The sequence below is a fragment of the Aureimonas sp. N4 genome (assembly GCF_001463925.1).
In the GTDB taxonomy this organism is placed as follows: Bacteria; Pseudomonadota; Alphaproteobacteria; order Rhizobiales; family Rhizobiaceae; genus Aureimonas; species Aureimonas ureilytica_A.
Genome location: NZ_BBWS01000046.1, coordinates 1 through 15,185 on the forward strand (window position 1 = coordinate 1; position 15,185 = coordinate 15,185).

17 protein-coding genes are annotated in these 15,185 nt (G+C 64.2%); 7 read left to right on the plus strand and 10 right to left on the minus strand.

Features of this window, described 5'->3' with window-relative positions; all coding sequences use genetic code 11:
* Positions 1-607, plus strand: a 607-nt coding sequence (locus AUL28_RS14280; protein WP_280137279.1) for a site-specific DNA-methyltransferase, incomplete at its 5' end; no start/stop codon positions are given.
* A 358-nt stretch (positions 608-965) separates the two neighbouring features.
* Entirely contained in the window at positions 966-2,000 is a 1,035-nt protein-coding gene (locus AUL28_RS14285) for a LysR family transcriptional regulator (RefSeq protein ID WP_062233796.1), read from the plus strand.
* Here the strand turns inward: AUL28_RS14285 and AUL28_RS14290 are convergent.
* On the minus strand, positions 1,981-2,244 hold the full coding sequence (locus tag AUL28_RS14290; RefSeq protein ID WP_058636148.1) for a hypothetical protein: 264 nt from the start codon (positions 2,242-2,244) through the stop codon (positions 1,981-1,983). The genes AUL28_RS14285 and AUL28_RS14290 overlap by 20 nt on opposite strands.
* Entirely contained in the window at positions 2,241-2,813 is a 573-nt protein-coding gene (locus AUL28_RS14295; RefSeq protein WP_244493532.1) for a hypothetical protein, read from the minus strand. The genes AUL28_RS14290 and AUL28_RS14295 overlap by 4 nt, the downstream gene beginning before the upstream one ends.
* 67 nt (positions 2,814-2,880) lie before the next feature.
* Here AUL28_RS14295 and AUL28_RS14300 point away from each other — a divergent pair, with 67 nt between their 5' ends.
* The gene (locus tag AUL28_RS14300; RefSeq protein ID WP_062233800.1) at positions 2,881-3,114 is read left to right on the plus strand and encodes a hypothetical protein; all 234 of its coding nucleotides are present in this window, start codon (positions 2,881-2,883) and stop codon (positions 3,112-3,114) included.
* Between the two features lie 18 nt (positions 3,115-3,132).
* Here the strand turns inward: AUL28_RS14300 and AUL28_RS14305 are convergent, their stop codons facing one another.
* The 5 genes from AUL28_RS14305 to AUL28_RS14325 all read right to left on the minus strand — a co-directional run bounded on the left by AUL28_RS14305 (position 3,133) and on the right by AUL28_RS14325 (position 8,076).
* Positions 3,133-3,723 carry a DUF1007 family protein gene (locus AUL28_RS14305; protein WP_062233803.1) on the minus strand — a complete coding sequence of 197 codons (591 nt, stop codon included), beginning with the start codon at positions 3,721-3,723 and terminating at the stop codon, positions 3,133-3,135.
* Entirely contained in the window at positions 3,720-4,400 is a 681-nt protein-coding gene (locus tag AUL28_RS14310) for a hypothetical protein (protein ID WP_153003746.1), read from the minus strand. Before AUL28_RS14310 ends, AUL28_RS14305 begins: the two co-directional genes overlap by 4 nt.
* A gap of 112 nt (positions 4,401-4,512) precedes the next feature.
* On the minus strand, positions 4,513-5,112 hold the full coding sequence (locus tag AUL28_RS14315; RefSeq protein WP_062233809.1) for a HupE/UreJ family protein: 600 nt from the start codon (positions 5,110-5,112) through the stop codon (positions 4,513-4,515).
* A gap of 346 nt (positions 5,113-5,458) precedes the next feature.
* Positions 5,459-7,360, minus strand: coding sequence for a putative bifunctional diguanylate cyclase/phosphodiesterase (locus AUL28_RS14320; RefSeq protein ID WP_062233811.1), 1,902 nt, complete (start codon positions 7,358-7,360; stop codon positions 5,459-5,461).
* Entirely contained in the window at positions 7,357-8,076 is a 720-nt protein-coding gene (locus AUL28_RS14325; RefSeq protein WP_156420021.1) for a molybdopterin-dependent oxidoreductase, read from the minus strand. The genes AUL28_RS14320 and AUL28_RS14325 overlap by 4 nt, the downstream gene beginning before the upstream one ends.
* A 304-nt stretch (positions 8,077-8,380) precedes the next feature.
* Here AUL28_RS14325 and rnhA point away from each other — a divergent pair, with 304 nt between their 5' ends.
* Both rnhA and AUL28_RS22155 read left to right on the plus strand, forming a co-directional pair.
* Entirely contained in the window at positions 8,381-8,980 is a 600-nt protein-coding gene (rnhA, locus tag AUL28_RS14330; RefSeq protein WP_082640476.1) for a ribonuclease HI, read from the plus strand.
* A 371-nt stretch (positions 8,981-9,351) separates the two neighbouring features.
* On the plus strand, positions 9,352-9,495 hold the full coding sequence (locus tag AUL28_RS22155; RefSeq protein ID WP_082640477.1) for a DUF1127 domain-containing protein: 144 nt from the start codon (positions 9,352-9,354) through the stop codon (positions 9,493-9,495).
* A gap of 215 nt (positions 9,496-9,710) precedes the next feature.
* On the opposite strand, the gene AUL28_RS22720 is transcribed toward AUL28_RS22155, so the two are convergent.
* Positions 9,711-9,863 (minus strand): hypothetical protein, encoded by a 153-nt coding sequence (locus tag AUL28_RS22720; protein ID WP_156420022.1) that lies wholly within the window; start codon positions 9,861-9,863, stop codon positions 9,711-9,713.
* Between the two features lie 348 nt (positions 9,864-10,211).
* On the minus strand, positions 10,212-10,679 hold the full coding sequence (locus AUL28_RS14335) for a hypothetical protein (protein WP_062233817.1): 468 nt from the start codon (positions 10,677-10,679) through the stop codon (positions 10,212-10,214).
* 81 nt (positions 10,680-10,760) lie between these two features.
* Between AUL28_RS14335 and AUL28_RS14340 the strand changes: the two genes are divergently transcribed.
* Entirely contained in the window at positions 10,761-11,921 is a 1,161-nt protein-coding gene (locus AUL28_RS14340) for a PQQ-dependent sugar dehydrogenase (RefSeq protein WP_062233820.1), read from the plus strand.
* A gap of 303 nt (positions 11,922-12,224) precedes the next feature.
* On the opposite strand, the gene AUL28_RS14345 is transcribed toward AUL28_RS14340, so the two are convergent.
* Positions 12,225-13,211: an alpha/beta hydrolase gene (locus tag AUL28_RS14345; RefSeq protein WP_062233823.1), complete on the minus strand. Its 987-nt coding sequence runs from the start codon at positions 13,209-13,211 to the stop codon at positions 12,225-12,227.
* A gap of 693 nt (positions 13,212-13,904) precedes the next feature.
* Here AUL28_RS14345 and AUL28_RS14350 point away from each other — a divergent pair.
* A complete protein-coding gene (locus AUL28_RS14350) occupies positions 13,905-15,116 on the plus strand; it encodes a hypothetical protein (RefSeq protein ID WP_156420023.1) in 1,212 nt (403 codons plus the stop codon).
* Positions 15,117-15,185: the final 69 nt, after the last annotated feature.

The following is a 15,185-nucleotide window of genomic DNA, read 5'->3' on the forward strand; positions in this document are numbered from 1 at the left end:
CACGCAGATGCGCTCGGACTGGCTGTTTCCGATCTGCTCGGGCGCGGAGCGCCTGCGCGACGAAGAGGGCGGCAAGGTGCACCCGACCCAGAAGCCCGAGGCGCTTCTGGCGCGCGTGATCCTGTCGTCCACCAAGCCGGGCGACACGATCCTCGATCCGTTCTTCGGCACGGGCACGACCGGGGCGGTGGCCAAGCGCCTAGGGCGGCATTTCGTCGGCATCGAGCGCGAGGACAGCTATATCGAGGCGGCGGCCGAGCGCATTCTGGAGGTCGAGCCTCTGTCGGCGGACGCGCTGGCGACCAATGGCGGCAAGCGGGCCGAGCCGCGCGTGCCCTTCGCGACGCTGCTCGACATGGGCCTTGTCCAACCCGGCACGATGCTGAGCTGCGCGCGGGGACGGCACCGGGCCTATGTGCAGGCGGACGGGACGATCCGGGCGGAAGGCGCGGAGCCGGCGTCGATCCACAAGATCGGGGCGCGGGTGCAGGGGCTCGACGCCTGCAACGGCTGGACCTTCTGGCATGTCGTGGATGGGGCCAGCCTCAAGCCGATCGACACGCTGCGCCAGATCGTGCGCGACGCCATCGCCAAGGCCGGGCTCTGATGGTCCGAACGTAAGACGTTCGCCTTGGGTGCTCAGGCCTGGGGCGCGTTCCTCCAGCATCACCGTTGGTACAAGCACCCTTGCGTGACCGAATGTCGCGCCGTCCGTGTGCCGTCTCGGATATGATGTTTCTCTAGGTTGTGGATTGGCGTGCCCTTTATTCCGCCTCCGTTCCAAGTTCTTCCGGCGGCTGTCATGTTCCAACATCCAGAGGTGTGGATCGCGCTCTAGCCAGCGGCGATCGCCGCCGAATGGTTGCATCCGTATTGCATTGACAAGAGACCTCGCGCTCCCTTAGCCAAATCTCAGGTTATGGCTTGCGGGCGCAGCCCGCCCCGTTCGGGAGGCGGATGACATCTTGACCAAGACGGACGCTCTTCCGTTCGACCATACCAGTTCCGTGGTCGATCGCTCGCCGCTCGATGTGGCCGGTCTCCTGTCGCGTCCGATCTGGAAGGAGCTCCGAACCTTTCTGGCGGTGGCCAAGAGCCGCTCCTTCGCGGAAGCGGCGGCAATGCTCCATACGAGCGGGCCGACCGTCAGCCGCGAGGTGAAGCGGTTGGAAGAGCAACTCAGCACGCAGCTCGTGGTCTCCAGCCACTCCGGCATCACGCTGACCGAGGCCGGGCGGGCCCTCGCGCTGCAACTGGCCGACCTCGACTTCCAGCTCCACACCTTGTCTTCGAACCTGAGGCGGGACCGGGCCGATGTCGCCGGCACGGTGGCGATCAGCGTCACATCGGGTCTATCGGTGGCCTTCGTCGCGCCGGCGGTGCAGCGCCTCAACGCGCGCTTTCCTCATATCGCGGTCGATCTGAAGGATCAGATGTCCTTTGTGGATTTCGGCAAGAACCAAGCCGAGATCATGCTGTCCATGGCGCCGCTTCAACGCGCCGATGTGACCTCGCAGCAAATCGGGACGCTCCATCTCATCCCCGTGGCGCATCGTCGCTACATCGAGACGCAGGGCGTGCCGATGCTGGGGCGCTTGGGGCAGCACCGCTTTCTGCAATGCAGCTACTACACCGCGACGGGCGAGATCTGGGATCGCTGGCGCGACCTCGTGGCGAGCGGTCTGCCGGCCCATAGCGCGGCCAATTCGCTCGCCTATTACTCCTTCGCCAAGAGCGGGGCCGGTGTGGCGCTGCTCGGGAACTACGTTCTGATCGACCCGGATTTCGTGCCGGTCGAACTGAACGTCCATGTTCCGATCCCGCTCCATCTCGTCGCGCTGACGGATCGCCTGCGCGCCAAGCCGGTGCGGGCCGTGTTCGACTGGCTGGTGGAGATTTTCGCGGACAATCCGATGTTTGCCGCCGATCTCCTGCTCAAGCCCACGCACTCGGCCCCCGAGAACGATTTTCGCGCCTTCTTCAATTTGAACCGAAGCTAGAGCGATAGGCGCCCTGGAGGCCGAGCGTGCGGCGGTTTACCTCGTCGGCGATGTCGAGATAGGCATTGCCGATATCTTCCAGAAACGTGCTGAAATCGGGCGGCAGGGCGCTGGGATCGGCCAGCAGCCGTGCCACCATTTCCGTGTGGATGCGAAGGCGGTTGACGATCTCCACCTGCGCCTGCGCGATGGAAATGTCGGCGTCGAACACGCTCAAGGCGTCGTTGCGGGGTAGGGCGCTCATTCGAAGTCGCTCGGTCGGTCCCATTCGCCTTCGACGCGCAGGAGAACCTGGCTCGGCGATGTCAGGTTGATCGGCTCGGCATGGGGTGTCAGCGTTCCAACCACCGTCAGATAAGGTTCGTCGTGACCCAAGATATAGGCGGGCTCTTCGTCCAGGATCTGAAAGCCGAACAGCTTGGTCCAGAGCTTGGTGAGGCGCGGTTCGGACTGGGTCGTCACCTGCGTGTAGCCTTTGCGGGCGACATGCTCGAACGTGTCCTGGATGCAGCGCTTGATGATGAAGGGATTGCGCGCCTTTTCGCGGAAGCAGGTCCGCTCGTATTTGGCAAAGCCCGCGAACCAGCGGATGCGCAACGCGCCGATCGGCTCGTCGCCATCGTAAAACACGAAATGGGTCGCCTGATGATCGTTGCCGTCGAAGATGAATTTCGGGGGGATGCCCAGCTCATGGACGAAGCAGATGCTTCTCAGAATGGTCACATCCCGCATATGGTCGGCTGTGGTGGCGATCACCGTGCGCAGGCTGTTGCTGCCTTGACGCGTCGGCTTGCCGGAAGAGGAAACGGACATGATCTCGTCCCGTTCATTGCGTTAGATCCATGGTGCCAGTGACCAGCGGGCTCGCAGAAGCATCAAGATGTTGACGGGCCTTTCAGATTTGAACGACTCCGGCGATCTGGAACGGCGCTATGTCGAACTGGCGGTGGAGGGCGTCGGCCTGTTCGGCGACGATCCCGCCCGCGTGCGCCGCCATATCGAGGGGCAACTGGCGCAATGGAGCGAGGGCGATCGCTTTCGCCTGCGCCAGCTCCTGGCGCTGAAGGCGGGCCTGCCGCCGTCCGGGAGCGCAGACGCGCGCACGCTCGGCTGACGCTCACCACCGAAGCCGTCAGGGGCAAACGATGCTCGTCTCCTTCGGAATCACCAGCCCGTCGAAATAGGCGTCCTCCGGTTTCGTCGTGATCACCGCGCGGCACGCGCCGGGCTCGATGCCTTTGAGGACCACGGCCTCATGGGCCGCCAGGCTCGCGCCCACCGCATAGTCCGGGTCCTTGATCTGGAGCGCGAGCTTGTGGCTCTGCGGCGCCACGGGCGCGGCAAGACGCAGGCCGAAGGAAAAGGTGACGATGCCGCCCTGCGCGGCGGCCTTGAAGCCGAAGGGCTCGGGAACGGGTAGCGGCGCGCCGTCGAGGGTCAGGAAGGTGAAGTAATGGATTTCGCCCAGCCGCGCGAAGGTCTCGTTGCCGATCGCCGTGCTCTCGGCCTCGTTGAAGCTGCCGTCGTGATCCTCGTCGTAGTCGGCCAGAAGCTGAGCGCTGAAGGTTTCGTCGAAGGTCCAGCTTTCGCCGATGCCGGTGATCTCGCCGCCTTCGAAATTGAAGAGCAGATGGCACTCCATCAGGATATCGGGATGGGCGAGCGCCGGTGCGGATGCGAGAGCCAGAAGCGCCGCCAGCGGCCAGACCGCGCGCCGCCTCATGGCGCCGACCCCGCGCCGAAGGGGCGGGACATCGGGGCAGAGGACGGAAACAACTCGTCGCCCGCCGCCCCTGCAAAGGGGTTGGCGCGCGGCACGGAGGGCTGCGCGGGCATCGGAGGCAGCAACAGGGGAGCCTCTGTCCGGCGCGGCACGAGCGAGGCCGCTCCATGCAGAAGGCCGATCGCCAGAAGCCAGCTTCCCAGAATGGGCGCGCCGATCGGCGTCCAGCGCGGCGGAAAGGCGCGGACCGTCAGGGCGACGGCTAGAAGCGGCCAGAGCGCGGCGGCAAAGCCGAGCCACGCAATGCGCGGATCATGCAGGGTCGGGTCGGTCAAGCGCATGGCCACCATATGAAGCAGCCCGGCGAGGGCGGCGAGGGGCGGTGCCAGAACCGCCCGAAGCCGGCGCGGCGCAAGCAGAAGGAGCCCGGCCGCCAGCGTCGCCAGCGGCCCGGTCAGGAACAGGTGCTCCGAGGCATGAGGAACGCGCGCCACCAGCGAGAGGTAGAGGCTTTGCGCATTCCAGCCGATGGCGGAGCCGGCACAGAACGCGGCGAGCGACAGGGCAAAGGACGGGCGCGGCGCCAGCGCCAGCGCCGCCCCCAGTCCGACCAGCGGCAGAATCCGCTCGAAGGACAGAACGGACACCAGCATCCAGCGCGTCAAGCTATCGCCCAATCCGGCTCTGCCCAGAAGCAGAAGCGCCACGGCCAAGCCGCCGGCGGCGATCAGCCCCGGACCCGCCCAGCGCAGAGCCCGGCGAAATCGAGCACTAGGTTTTCCCGTGCCCTCAGGCGGCAAGGAAATAGCCGCCGCCCAGCGTGATCATGATCCCGAGCGCGCGGGCGACACGGCCGTGAAACGGGCGCTCCAGAGCAAGGCCGGCTCCGATGCCCAAGAGATGGATCATGCCCGTCGCGAGTACGAAGCCGATCGCATAATCGGCGGGATCGGCGGCATTGGGCAGTTCGGCGCCATGCGCATAGCCATGGCACACGGCAAAGACCGAGATCAGCGCCAGCGCCACCCATTCCGCCGGCTTCCACGAGCAGGCGACGGCCAAGCCCAGCGCCACCAGCGACAGCGCGATGCCGATTTCGATGCCCGGCAGCGCGATGCCCGCAATGCCGACCATGCCACCCAGCACCATGATGAGCGGGAAGGTTACGGGCAGCGTCCAGACTGAGCGCCCCCCCATCTGCGCGCCCCAAAGGCCGACCGCGAACATGGCGAGGAAATGGTCCGCGCCGGTCAGCGGATGCTCGAAGCCGCTACCGAAACCGCCCGCCTGTCCCTGAAGGATATGAGCTTCGGCCGTGCCGGGCACAAGCAGCGCGCAGGCAGCCAGAAGAAGTGGGGCGAGGGCGGGGGCGTAGGGGCGAAGACGCATGGGGTCTCACAAGGCAAGGGCGCGGGAGGCTTCGCGCCAGGACGGATCGGATCGTGCGGAGCCTATCACAAAGGCGAGAGGCTTCCGTGATCTCGATTCCGCCCGAACATGGCGGAAACGGGACGAAGCGCGCAAGAGGCCACGAGAACCTGCTGGTCAACACGCCGAAGGGAAGCGATCTCGCTTCGACGTCTTGCAGCGCCGTGGGTGCTGGCGCCTCACGGCGCGGGCGGACACGGCGGGCCGTGGCTCGCCCGTTGGCCGGCGAGAAGACCCGGCGAGCCGACCCAGCAAGGTTTGTGCTGGGCACTCGCACGGCGCTTTCCGTGCCTCGTCATCGAGGCGATCAGGCGCTGAGCGGCAGTGCGAACACGTGTTCCGATCCCAGCCTTTGTTCGCTGTCATTGGCCGACAAGGGGCGCGCGAAGAGGTAGCCCTGGCCATACTGGCAGGAGGCGGCCTGAAGAAGCCGGCGCTGGTCCTCCATTTCGATTCCCTCGGCCACGATGTTCAGGCCCAGCTTTTCGGCCAGCGCGCAGACCATGTGAATCACCGTGATGCTTTCGGTGTTCTGCACGGCGTTGCGCACGAAGGAGCGGTCGATCTTCAGCTTGTCGAAGGGAAAACGGCAGAGATAGCTCAGCGAAGCGTATCCGGTGCCGAAATCGTCGAGCGAAATGCGGCAACCGTTCTCCCGGAGGGTGTGGAGCGTGCGCACGGCGGTCTCGTCATTCTCGATCAGCGCCGTTTCGGTGATCTCGATTTCCAGCCGCTGGGCGGTGATCCCGTGCGAGCGGATGCAGGAGGAGATGTCCTCGGCCAGGCGCGGGTCCGTCAGCTGCTTGGCCGAGACGTTGACGGCCACGAAGATCGATTCGGGCCAGCGCGCCGCCTGCCGACAGGCCGCCTCCACCACCCAGCGCCCGATCGCGCCGATCTGGCCGGATTCCTCCGCGATCGAGATGAATTCCAGCGGCGGGATGAGGCCGAGCTCGGGGTGCTGCCAGCGAAGCAGGGCCTCGAAGCCGCGCGTGCGCCCCGTCGCAAGATCGACGATGGGCTGGAACAGGAGAAAGAACTCGTCGCGCGCGATCGCCTCGCCGAGGTCGGCTTGCAGCTTCTGGCGGCGCATCAAGGCGTGCTTCATGTCGGGACGGAACGCGCGGAACCGGCCTCGCCCCTCCGTCTTGGAAATGTAGAGGGCGATGTCGGCATTCTTGTAGAGCTCGTCGCTCGTCTCACCCTCGCCGCCCGAATGGCTGAGACCCATCGTGACGCTGGAATGGATTTCGCGCCCGTCGATCAGGAAGGGGATGCGCATGATCGAGAGAATGCGTTCGCAGGCCGCCGTACTGCGGCGGTCCGCGTCCGGGCCGCTGTAGAGAATGGCGAATTCGTCCCCGCCCATGCGCGCGACGAGGCGCCCGTCCGGCGCGGCCCGCTGCAGGCGGCGCGACAGATCGCTGAGGAACAAGTCGCCCGCATCATGGCCGAGCGTGTCGTTCAGCGCCTTGAAGTGATCCACGTCGATGACAATCACCGAATGAGCCTGGCCGCGGATCGCGGGCGAAGTGATGACCGACTTGAAATCGAGGCGGTTGGAAAGACCCGTCAGCGCATCGGTGCGCACGGCCTCGTCGAGCTTTCCGTTCTGCCGGAAGACGAGGGTGATCAGGATGGCACCGAAGGCCACGAGCGCCAGGATGATCGAGTACAGGATGGCGGAGATCAGCTTCAGTTCCTGCTGGTTCTGCAGGATGACATCGCCGGTTCTGGCATGGGACACGGAGACCAGTCGCATGAGCGACGGGACGATGGGCGTCAGGCGCTGGCCTTGCTGCGCGAGGACGGCGATGTCGCGCGACCCCGCCAAGGTCTCGCCGATTTCGCGAATCTGGCTCTCCAGATTTTCGACCATCGGCAAATAGCCGGCTTCCTTAAGGATGGGGTTGCTTTTCAGAACCTTCAGCCGGTTGTTGAAGATGCCGTAGCGCAGGTTGATCTCGCTGATCTGGTTCGGCTGGGGGCGGCGCTCCAGCGCCAGTTGCAGCCGCAAAAGCTCGACGGCGCCTTGGCTGAAATCGAACGTCCCGTTGTAACGGGACGCCTCCACGATCCGCTCCTGGTATCGCATGGCCAGGGCCGAGCAGACGACGGCCACGAGCGCGAGCGCGCCCGTGATCATCGTCAGCCCGATGCGGACATGGCGATGGCGCAGCGGAAGATGGGATTGAGCCCGCACGCTCATGGATCGACTTCGATACGATCGAGCTGCCAGACGGCACGGCTGTAGTAGGCCTGATGCTTCAGCTCGGGGCGGTCATCGAACGGAAACAGGACGAAGATCGGCCCCTTGTCGCTGATCGGCATGGGCTGGCCCTCATGGCGCGTCGCCAGAACCGCGCCGGCGTCGATCATTTCCTGAATCGGTGCGCTCACGAGATAGTCGTTGAGCGCCGTCATTTGCAGGGTGGTGCCCGTGGCCCCCACCGCGCTCAGGATGTCCTTCAACGGCACGCCCGAGAATTCGCGCACGCCATCATACCAAGGGAGGCCGGTTCGAATGCTCGTCTGAGGCATGGCATCCAACGCCGCGAGACTGAACTCGGTGGTCTTCCCGTTGGCGGAGACCTTCAGGATGGTGTCGTCTTCGGCATGGGCCGGGGCGACGACGCCCAGGGACGGAGCGGTGGCCAAGCATGTCCATGCCATTGCGGCAAGGGCGCAGATGGCGGTGCGGCGTGACAGCATGTCTGGCATCCTCGTTGATGCGTCCTTGAAGTAGATTGAAATTCTGATTTTTTGGTTACAGGCTCCATTGAACCTTTCTTGACCTTTTATTTGGAAGGCAGGCTGATCGATGGCCTTGATCAATACAGATGGGTCGGGCTGTGATCTTGAACCATCGCCGGGCCATGTTTCGAGCTTGAGGACTTGGCCGCCCGCCCTATACGGCTTGGTCATTCTTGGAAAACGCCCGTTTTATCTGGTGCGGGCATGTTCACGCGAAATCGGGCCCCTCAGGCAAGCATCCTCGCGCGATGGTTCGACAGCGAAACCTTGCAAACAGGCAAGTGGGTGCGAACAGGAGGATGGGGAGGATGCCGAGCGCGCTGCCCGACACCCTCAAGGCGGATGCCGCAGGGTCCTCATAGGCTCCGACCAATACAGCCTGATGACAGGCTCCGCCCAGAATCGCCCTCGGCTTTCACGGGACATGATCCAAGTGAGAGCCGTTCCTGCTTGACCGTGCCAGGGCGGCGACGCCATGAAGGCGAAGCGCCCTCCGATCGAGCCCCATGAGGCTGCCTATCGGAGGCGCTTCGGCGAACAGGCCGTTGGCAGGAAGGAAACCGCGCTGACCCATATCGCCCCCTCCGATGCGCCGCGCGCGGTGATTCACACCGATGGGTCCTGCGCGGGCAATCCCGGCCCGGGAGGTTGGGCGGCCGTGATCCGCTTCGCGGGCGGGGAGGCGGAACGGGACCCGATCGTCCTGACGGGCGGCGTGGCCCATTCCACCAACAACCGCATGGAACTGACGGCGGCCATCGAGGCGCTCAAGGCGCTTCCTTCGGGAGGTGCCACTCTCTTCACCGACAGTCAGTATCTGGTGCGGGGCATGACCGAATGGCTGCGCCCCTGGAAATCCCACGGCTGGAAGAACGCCGCCGGAGCCAAGGTCCGAAACCGCGATCTCTGGAAGGAACTCGATCTGTTGACCACAGGTCGCGACATCGCCTGGGTCTGGATCAAGGGCCACGACGGACATGCCGGAAACGAGGAAGTGGACCGGCTGGCGGGCGAAGCGGCCCGCCGGGCCTTGGCTCTGTCCGCCAAGCCTCCGCGCCGCATCAAGGCGCGCTGACGGGAGGATCGCCAGCGCTGCGATCAGCCCGACATCGCAACTCCGACATGCGAGGCAGCGTCAGGATCCTTCGAACGAAGGGAAGCGCCCCTTCGAGAGCGCGTTCGTCGGCAGGGCTATGCACGCCCGGCTGAGGCGGCCGGCCTGATGACGGGTCGCGCGATGTTCGCCGTTGTTTCGGAACGGCCTGCGTTCGCTATGCGAAATCTGCATATCAACATCGCACCAGTTCGATAGCGAGAAAGCGCAACCCTCCCTTTCGAGCTTTGCGCTACTGCCCGATCAGCGGGAGGCGTAGGTTCTGCGCATCGGAAGAACACGCACATGCCGGCCACCACCGATGAGAGGCCGGGCACGAAAGGAAGCTACCCATGTCCCTCGCTCGCTCCTTCAGCACCTGGCGCCAGTATCGCAACACGGCCGCCGAGCTGAACCGTCTCTCGCAGCGCGAACTCGCCGACCTTGGCATCGCACGCTCCGACATCCCGGCCATCGCCCGTCAGGCGGTCCGCTAAGAGTTTCCCCCTTTCGCTTCAGCTGGTCCTCCCCCACCTGAAGCGGACTGGCCGAACGGTTCCTCCCACCCTTCGGCTTCTCTCCAACGCCTTTGCCGGTCCTCCCCCGGCAGGGGTGTTTTCGTTTGTTCCGATGGAAGACACATCGCGCGGTCCTTTCCCCATGCGGTGCCGAGGCCGAAGCTGCCGCCGGAAGTGAGCCGTGCGCGCATAAGTCAAAAACCGCCGTAAGCCTGCAGCAGGCGATAAGCACCCAGCGCCATCGCGAAGGTTGCAAATCCGCCACCCAGCATCATCAGGACCGGGATCGGCGAAAACACGCCATCGCTCCGCTCACTCTTCGCCGCATCGTCGTCACTCTCTGTCATGAGGGGACTACGAGACGGAGGCGGGGGGAGTTCCCAATCGACCCTCGACCAGACGGCTTCATGCGAACACCTCGATCCCAAACCGAGGCGTAACGCGCCGCATCAACCATTCGGTGAGCTGCAGGGCGGAGGAAGGAGGCGCAACCGAACCGGTCTCCGAAGCGGGGTTCGCTGTTCACAGGCCCTATACAGGGGCCGCCAGACATCGACCAGAATGCTGAACGAGGCAGCGGTTTCCGACTGCCATTGTTTCCAAAGCCCGGCGCTCCCATTCCCTCAGGCAGCAAGCAGAGAAGACGAGACTTGGGACAGGCAAGGCTCGGATAGGCTCATTCCCCAGCCTTCGTGTCAGGTTCGCGCAGCGGCATGTTCGGCGTGGCGCTTCGTCAGGAACGCGAACATGGCTCCGCCGATCAGGCCTGTCGATGACAGCGTCAAGAGGCCGTCAAGCGTACGAACTGCGGCGACGAAGGTGGGCATCGGCGTGAAGAAGCCCATCAGCTCGAATGCCGTCCAGAGGGATGCGGCCCCCGCCAGCATGTGGATCGGGACCCTTGCAGGCGGAAGGACGCGGGACACCAGCCAAGCGGCAAGAAATGCCGGCAGGAAGGCGGCGGCCGTGATGGCCGCCATCACGGGTCCGAAGAAGGCGATGTCCTGTGCCGTCGTGAGCGCCCCTATCCCAGGTGATACGGGTGCCCCGAAGTCGATCAGCCGCGACAGGTTGATCTGGGTCTGGACGATGCTCGCCGGGATCGCGCTCGCCAGCACCGCCAGAAACAACGCGATCGCCAAACGGCCGACTATTCGGATCATCGTTCACCATTCCTTGTGCCGCGGCGCCGCCAGCCGTTCCGCGCCTATGTTGGCCGTCTACATGGAGGCGAGGCGGTAGGAATGAACCCGAACATTGACGTGAACTCAGAAGCCCGCCTTTCTCGCGGTCCGCTCGCGCTTGTTTGCGCCGCTCTGATCTTCGGTCCGATATGGCCCGCATGGGCCGAGCCGCCGCGCGTCGATCCGAGCCTTTACCGCGTCGTCACCGAGATCGAAGGACTGGAGCGGCCTTGGTCGCTCGCCTTTCTGCCCGACGGGCGCCGCCTCATAACGGAAGCGGTGGGGCGCCTGCGCGTCGTCGGCTCGGACGGCACGCTCGATCCGACGCCGGTGGGCGGCCTGCCACCGATCTACGCCGCGGGCCAGGGCGGGCTGATGGACGTGGCGGTGGACCCGGACTTTCCCGAAACGGGACGGATCTTCCTGACATTCCTGCACGGCGACGCCGAGGCCAACAATGTCAGACTGGTCAGCGCCCGTTTGCGGGACGGCACCCTGCAGGACATGCGCGTCCTGTTCACGGCGACGCCCAAGGCGGGCGCGTTCAATCATGGAAGCCGCATCGCTTTCCTGCCTGACGATACGCTGGTGCTTTCGCTGGGCGACGGGTTCGACCGGCGAGAGGACGCACAGAACCCCTCCAACACGTTGGGCAAGATCGTGCGGCTCAACCGCGATGGATCGATCCCGCCAGACAATCCGCTGGTTCACCGACCCGGCACCGCACCGGAGGTTCTCACGCTGGGGCATCGCAACGTGCAAGGGATCGCGCTGGACCCGACGGACGGCTCGCTTCTCATCACCGAGCACGGACCGCGCGGCGGCGACGAGGTGAACCGACTGGTTCCGGGAGGCAACTATGGCTGGCCGCTTGCGTCCGACGGTGTCGACTACAGTTTCGCGCGCGTCACCCCTTTCGCGTCGCTGCCGGGCTTCGAGGCGCCACTCCTGGAATGGACGCCTTCGATCGCCCCCGCCGGACTTGCCGTCTACGAGGGAAGGCTGTTCCCCCAATGGCGCGGTGCTCTTCTCGTGCCGGCCCTGGTCGAGAAGGCCGTGCGCCTCGTGCATCGGCAGGACGGCGGGATCACCGGGCAGGAGCTGCTTCTGGCGGAATTCGGCGAGCGCATGCGCGACGTGAGGGTGGCTCCGGACGGATCGATCCAGGTCCTGACCGATGGAACAGACGGGCGCCTCCTGTGTCTCCTGCCGCCATCGTGACAAAGGTCGCACCGAAGATCGTCGGATCGACGCGCGGGCGTTCATTGCATGAACCGACTCCCATCGTCTTTTTCAGAAAGGGTCGGATGCGCGGAGAACCGGTCCTATGAGCGGGTCGGCAACTCTTTCTGAAGCGGTTGAGGCAGTCAGCAGGAATGGTGCTCCGACTGCATTTTCCAAAAACGTGTTTTCACCCGTCTCGATGCTTGGCGGTTGGTCCGCATCTGGAACAAGATCGCAGCGATCCGCGGTTCGCGATCGCATCGCGTTTTTTCGAGAATGGAAGAGTTTCGAGAAGGCGCGTCACCTCCAGCGGGCGTCGATAAAGCGCGATACCTCCGCCGCCAAGTCTTGGTCCTCGGGTGTGTTCCCCTGGAATCCACCGTGCGGCATAGCTTCGAAGACATGCAACTCGGCATCCACCTTCGCCCGGCGCAACGCCCGGTGCATTCGTACCGCGTTGGACAGGAAAAGGTCACGCGTGCCCGATTGGAGGAATGTGGGCGGAAGACCCGAAAGATTTCCGAACAAGGGCGAGAGGTAGGGGTGGGACAGATCGGCGCCGCCGGCATACAGCTCGTTGTTGCGCATCAGCGATCCGGGTAGCACCACATCGACCATCTGATGGACTTGGAAGCTGTCGCCGGACTCGGTCAGATCGACCTGTGGGGAGAGAAGGATCAGCCCTGCGGGCAGAGGCAGGCCTTCATCCTTGGCGCGCAGAAGCATCGCCGCCGCTATGTTGCCGCCCGCTGATCGGCCGCCGACGATGACGCGCGATGCTGCGTGCCGTTCCAGCACATAGCGATACGCCGCGATGGCGTCGTCCACCGCGGCAGGGTACGGATGCTCGGGCGGCATCCTGTAATCGACACCGTAGCAAAGCGCCCCGTGCTGATCTGCCTGCATCCGCGCCTGCGCGCGGCATGCCTCTCCGCCGCCAAACACCAGTGCCCCGCCGTGGAAATTCACATAAGCGCAATCCGGCTTCAGCAGCGTTTCGGGCGTTGCCACGTGGAGAGTGGCGTCACCGGTTCGAACCGTCTGGACGTCTGCCCGCAGCGTGCCGGCGAGCCCTTTCACCGCCGCAGCATAGTGTCCATCCGCCGCCGCCTTGATCGTCATCCAGGCGGCATGATCGTTGGTTGGCGGCATCGTGTGGAGCGCATTCAGCGGAACCCCATCGTCGTTCACCCCTCGCTCGAGACTGGCGCGGGCCTCCGGGCTGATAGACGAAGGAAAGGGGATCAAACGGGTCTGAACCCATACGCCCTTTTTGTGGTCGCTCATGTCGTTCCCATGCCTGTCATGCTGCCGGGGCGCAGGTCGGCCATAGCGAAGGTTCGCCTTACCTGCGCATGACGTCTCCCACGCTCGCTCCCCCTTTTCCAGAACCGAATGGTAACCGGCAAACCGCAGCCCATCCGATGATCCGCGCTAGCTGTTCCATCCCAGACTTTGATCACCCACCGGAGGGCGCTCGCCTTACGACGGGGCATAGTTGAGTCCCGAGCATCCCGCGAGTGGCGACGGTCCGTCTCAACGTCTGCCTATGCAACCGGTGCAAAGACGTCCCTCCTCATCAAGGCCGGCGGCCATAATACGATGGCGAATGAGCATTTGTTCCTATTCAGAATATTATAGGAAAATAATCTTTTTCGATTTCGCTTTTTGATGGCATTGTCCCTGGTGTGGATGGCGGGATGCGAAAGGAAGCGGGGATGACGAAGCCTCTGTCGAAGAAGCGGTCGACCCGCTCCCCGGCGATGATCAGTCTCGTGGACTTGCTGTCTGTACACGGGCGACGACGCCACCATCGGACGTAGGTTGCTTTCCCAGCCAGGCGATTTGGCCACGGATAGAGCAACATCGTCGATGCCAAGACAGTCGTTTCAAAATGAGTTCTTCGACGCGCGACGTCGTCTGGATAGGTTCTGACGGAATCTGAGCTGACGACACGTTCATTCAAAAGGAGATGAGAGCATGACTTGGAGAATGACGGACGGGCAGGATCATGGAGTCGTATCGGGCGCCAGCTCGGCGGCAAATCAGTCGGCGATGGTGTCCGCGCGTTCCGCTGCGGGCGGTCCGAACCGCCCGGTCTACCTTGGTCCTGGCGACTTCGGTGTCCAGCAGGTCAAGTCGATGTACGACCAGACCAATGCGGCGACCTATAACAATGCTCGTGGTATGGGCGTCTATATGGGCACCCAGTCGGCGCCGTCCGACACGTGGGATCCGATCATCTATGTCGAGAAGGTTTCCAGCGCCTCGCAGAATGCCGCGAGCGGCCGCATCTGGGATGCCGGCTGCGCTCATTTCGCGATGAGGAAGGTATCCGGCGACAGCTATACGGCCGTTGTCTCGGCCTATGGCCATCATGACGGCGGCAGCAACGATCTCGTCGGCATGCATTCGCGGGTGACAATCTCGACCAATAGCACCGGCGGGCGCGGCTGGGCCTATTGGGGCCAGACGAACAATTACAACCAGACCCGCACGCCTTGGCACGTCATGGAATTGAACGGCCTCAACCAAGGCGTCGATCCCGGCTGGGACGGAGGTGCGCAGGCCCTTCGCATCAACATGACCGATACGTCCGCTGCTGGAAATCGCATGTCGACGGGCGTGTCGATCGGCAAGGCCGTGAATGGCGGCGACAACGGCTTCTATACCGGCCTGAACTTCGAGGCCGGTGCCATCGTCGGCCAGACGGCCGCTGCGACGGATGGTGAAGCCATCCGCATCCAGAGTTCGGACCTGCAGGATCGTTTGATCGGCGGCATTCGGCTGCGCAACGCGCCGGGCGCCTATGTGAACAACCGTTTCAAATACGGCCTGAAGGTGGACGAAGCGGCCTTCGAGGCGGATGCGGTCCTGTTCATGGGCTATGGACAGCGGCTCCAGTGGGGCGGTTACAACAATCCCCGCGCCGTGCAGGGCGTCAATGACGGCATCCAGATCGGTGTTTCGGGCAATGGCGTTCCGCTCCTGCTATTCACGCAGGGCAGCGGCGCCTCGCAGGATGCCGTTCGCGTCAATGGCCAGCGTGTCTTGAGCCAGCGTCAGAACAACGTGCCCAAGATCAACGCCGGGTCGACCAACAACGACACGAAGAACAACGTCATCAACGCGATCATCACGGTTCTTCGCGCCCATGGCCTGATCGATCCGTCAGAGGCTTGGACGAACTAAGCGCGCGTTCTCCCGACGCGCGAACCCTGGGGCACATCGCAGGATGTGCCCCTCCCCAAATTGGTCGAA

Excerpts from the sequence above, each read along its gene's own strand:
- AUL28_RS14290 (WP_058636148.1), bottom strand. The coding sequence starts at position 2,244 with ATGAGCGCCCTACCCCGCAACGACGCCTTGAGCGTGTTCGACGCCGAC.
- AUL28_RS14350 (WP_156420023.1), top strand. The coding sequence starts at position 13,905 with ATGACTTGGAGAATGACGGACGGGCAGGATCATGGAGTCGTATCGGGC.
- AUL28_RS14315 (WP_062233809.1), bottom strand. The coding sequence starts at position 5,112 with ATGCGTCTTCGCCCCTACGCCCCCGCCCTCGCCCCACTTCTTCTGGCT.
- AUL28_RS22155 (WP_082640477.1), top strand. The coding sequence starts at position 9,352 with ATGTCCCTCGCTCGCTCCTTCAGCACCTGGCGCCAGTATCGCAACACG.
- AUL28_RS14295 (WP_244493532.1), bottom strand. The coding sequence starts at position 2,813 with ATGTCCGTTTCCTCTTCCGGCAAGCCGACGCGTCAAGGCAGCAACAGC.
- AUL28_RS14305 (WP_062233803.1), bottom strand. The coding sequence starts at position 3,723 with ATGAGGCGGCGCGCGGTCTGGCCGCTGGCGGCGCTTCTGGCTCTCGCA.
- AUL28_RS14335 (WP_062233817.1), bottom strand. The coding sequence starts at position 10,679 with ATGATCCGAATAGTCGGCCGTTTGGCGATCGCGTTGTTTCTGGCGGTG.
- AUL28_RS14345 (WP_062233823.1), bottom strand. The coding sequence starts at position 13,211 with ATGAGCGACCACAAAAAGGGCGTATGGGTTCAGACCCGTTTGATCCCC.
- AUL28_RS14320 (WP_062233811.1), bottom strand. The coding sequence starts at position 7,360 with ATGAGCGTGCGGGCTCAATCCCATCTTCCGCTGCGCCATCGCCATGTC.
- AUL28_RS14300 (WP_062233800.1), top strand. The coding sequence starts at position 2,881 with ATGTTGACGGGCCTTTCAGATTTGAACGACTCCGGCGATCTGGAACGG.
- rnhA (WP_082640476.1), top strand. The coding sequence starts at position 8,381 with ATGAAGGCGAAGCGCCCTCCGATCGAGCCCCATGAGGCTGCCTATCGG.
- AUL28_RS14325 (WP_156420021.1), bottom strand. The coding sequence starts at position 8,076 with ATGACCAAGCCGTATAGGGCGGGCGGCCAAGTCCTCAAGCTCGAAACA.
- AUL28_RS22720 (WP_156420022.1), bottom strand. The coding sequence starts at position 9,863 with ATGACAGAGAGTGACGACGATGCGGCGAAGAGTGAGCGGAGCGATGGC.
- AUL28_RS14340 (WP_062233820.1), top strand. The coding sequence starts at position 10,761 with ATGAACCCGAACATTGACGTGAACTCAGAAGCCCGCCTTTCTCGCGGT.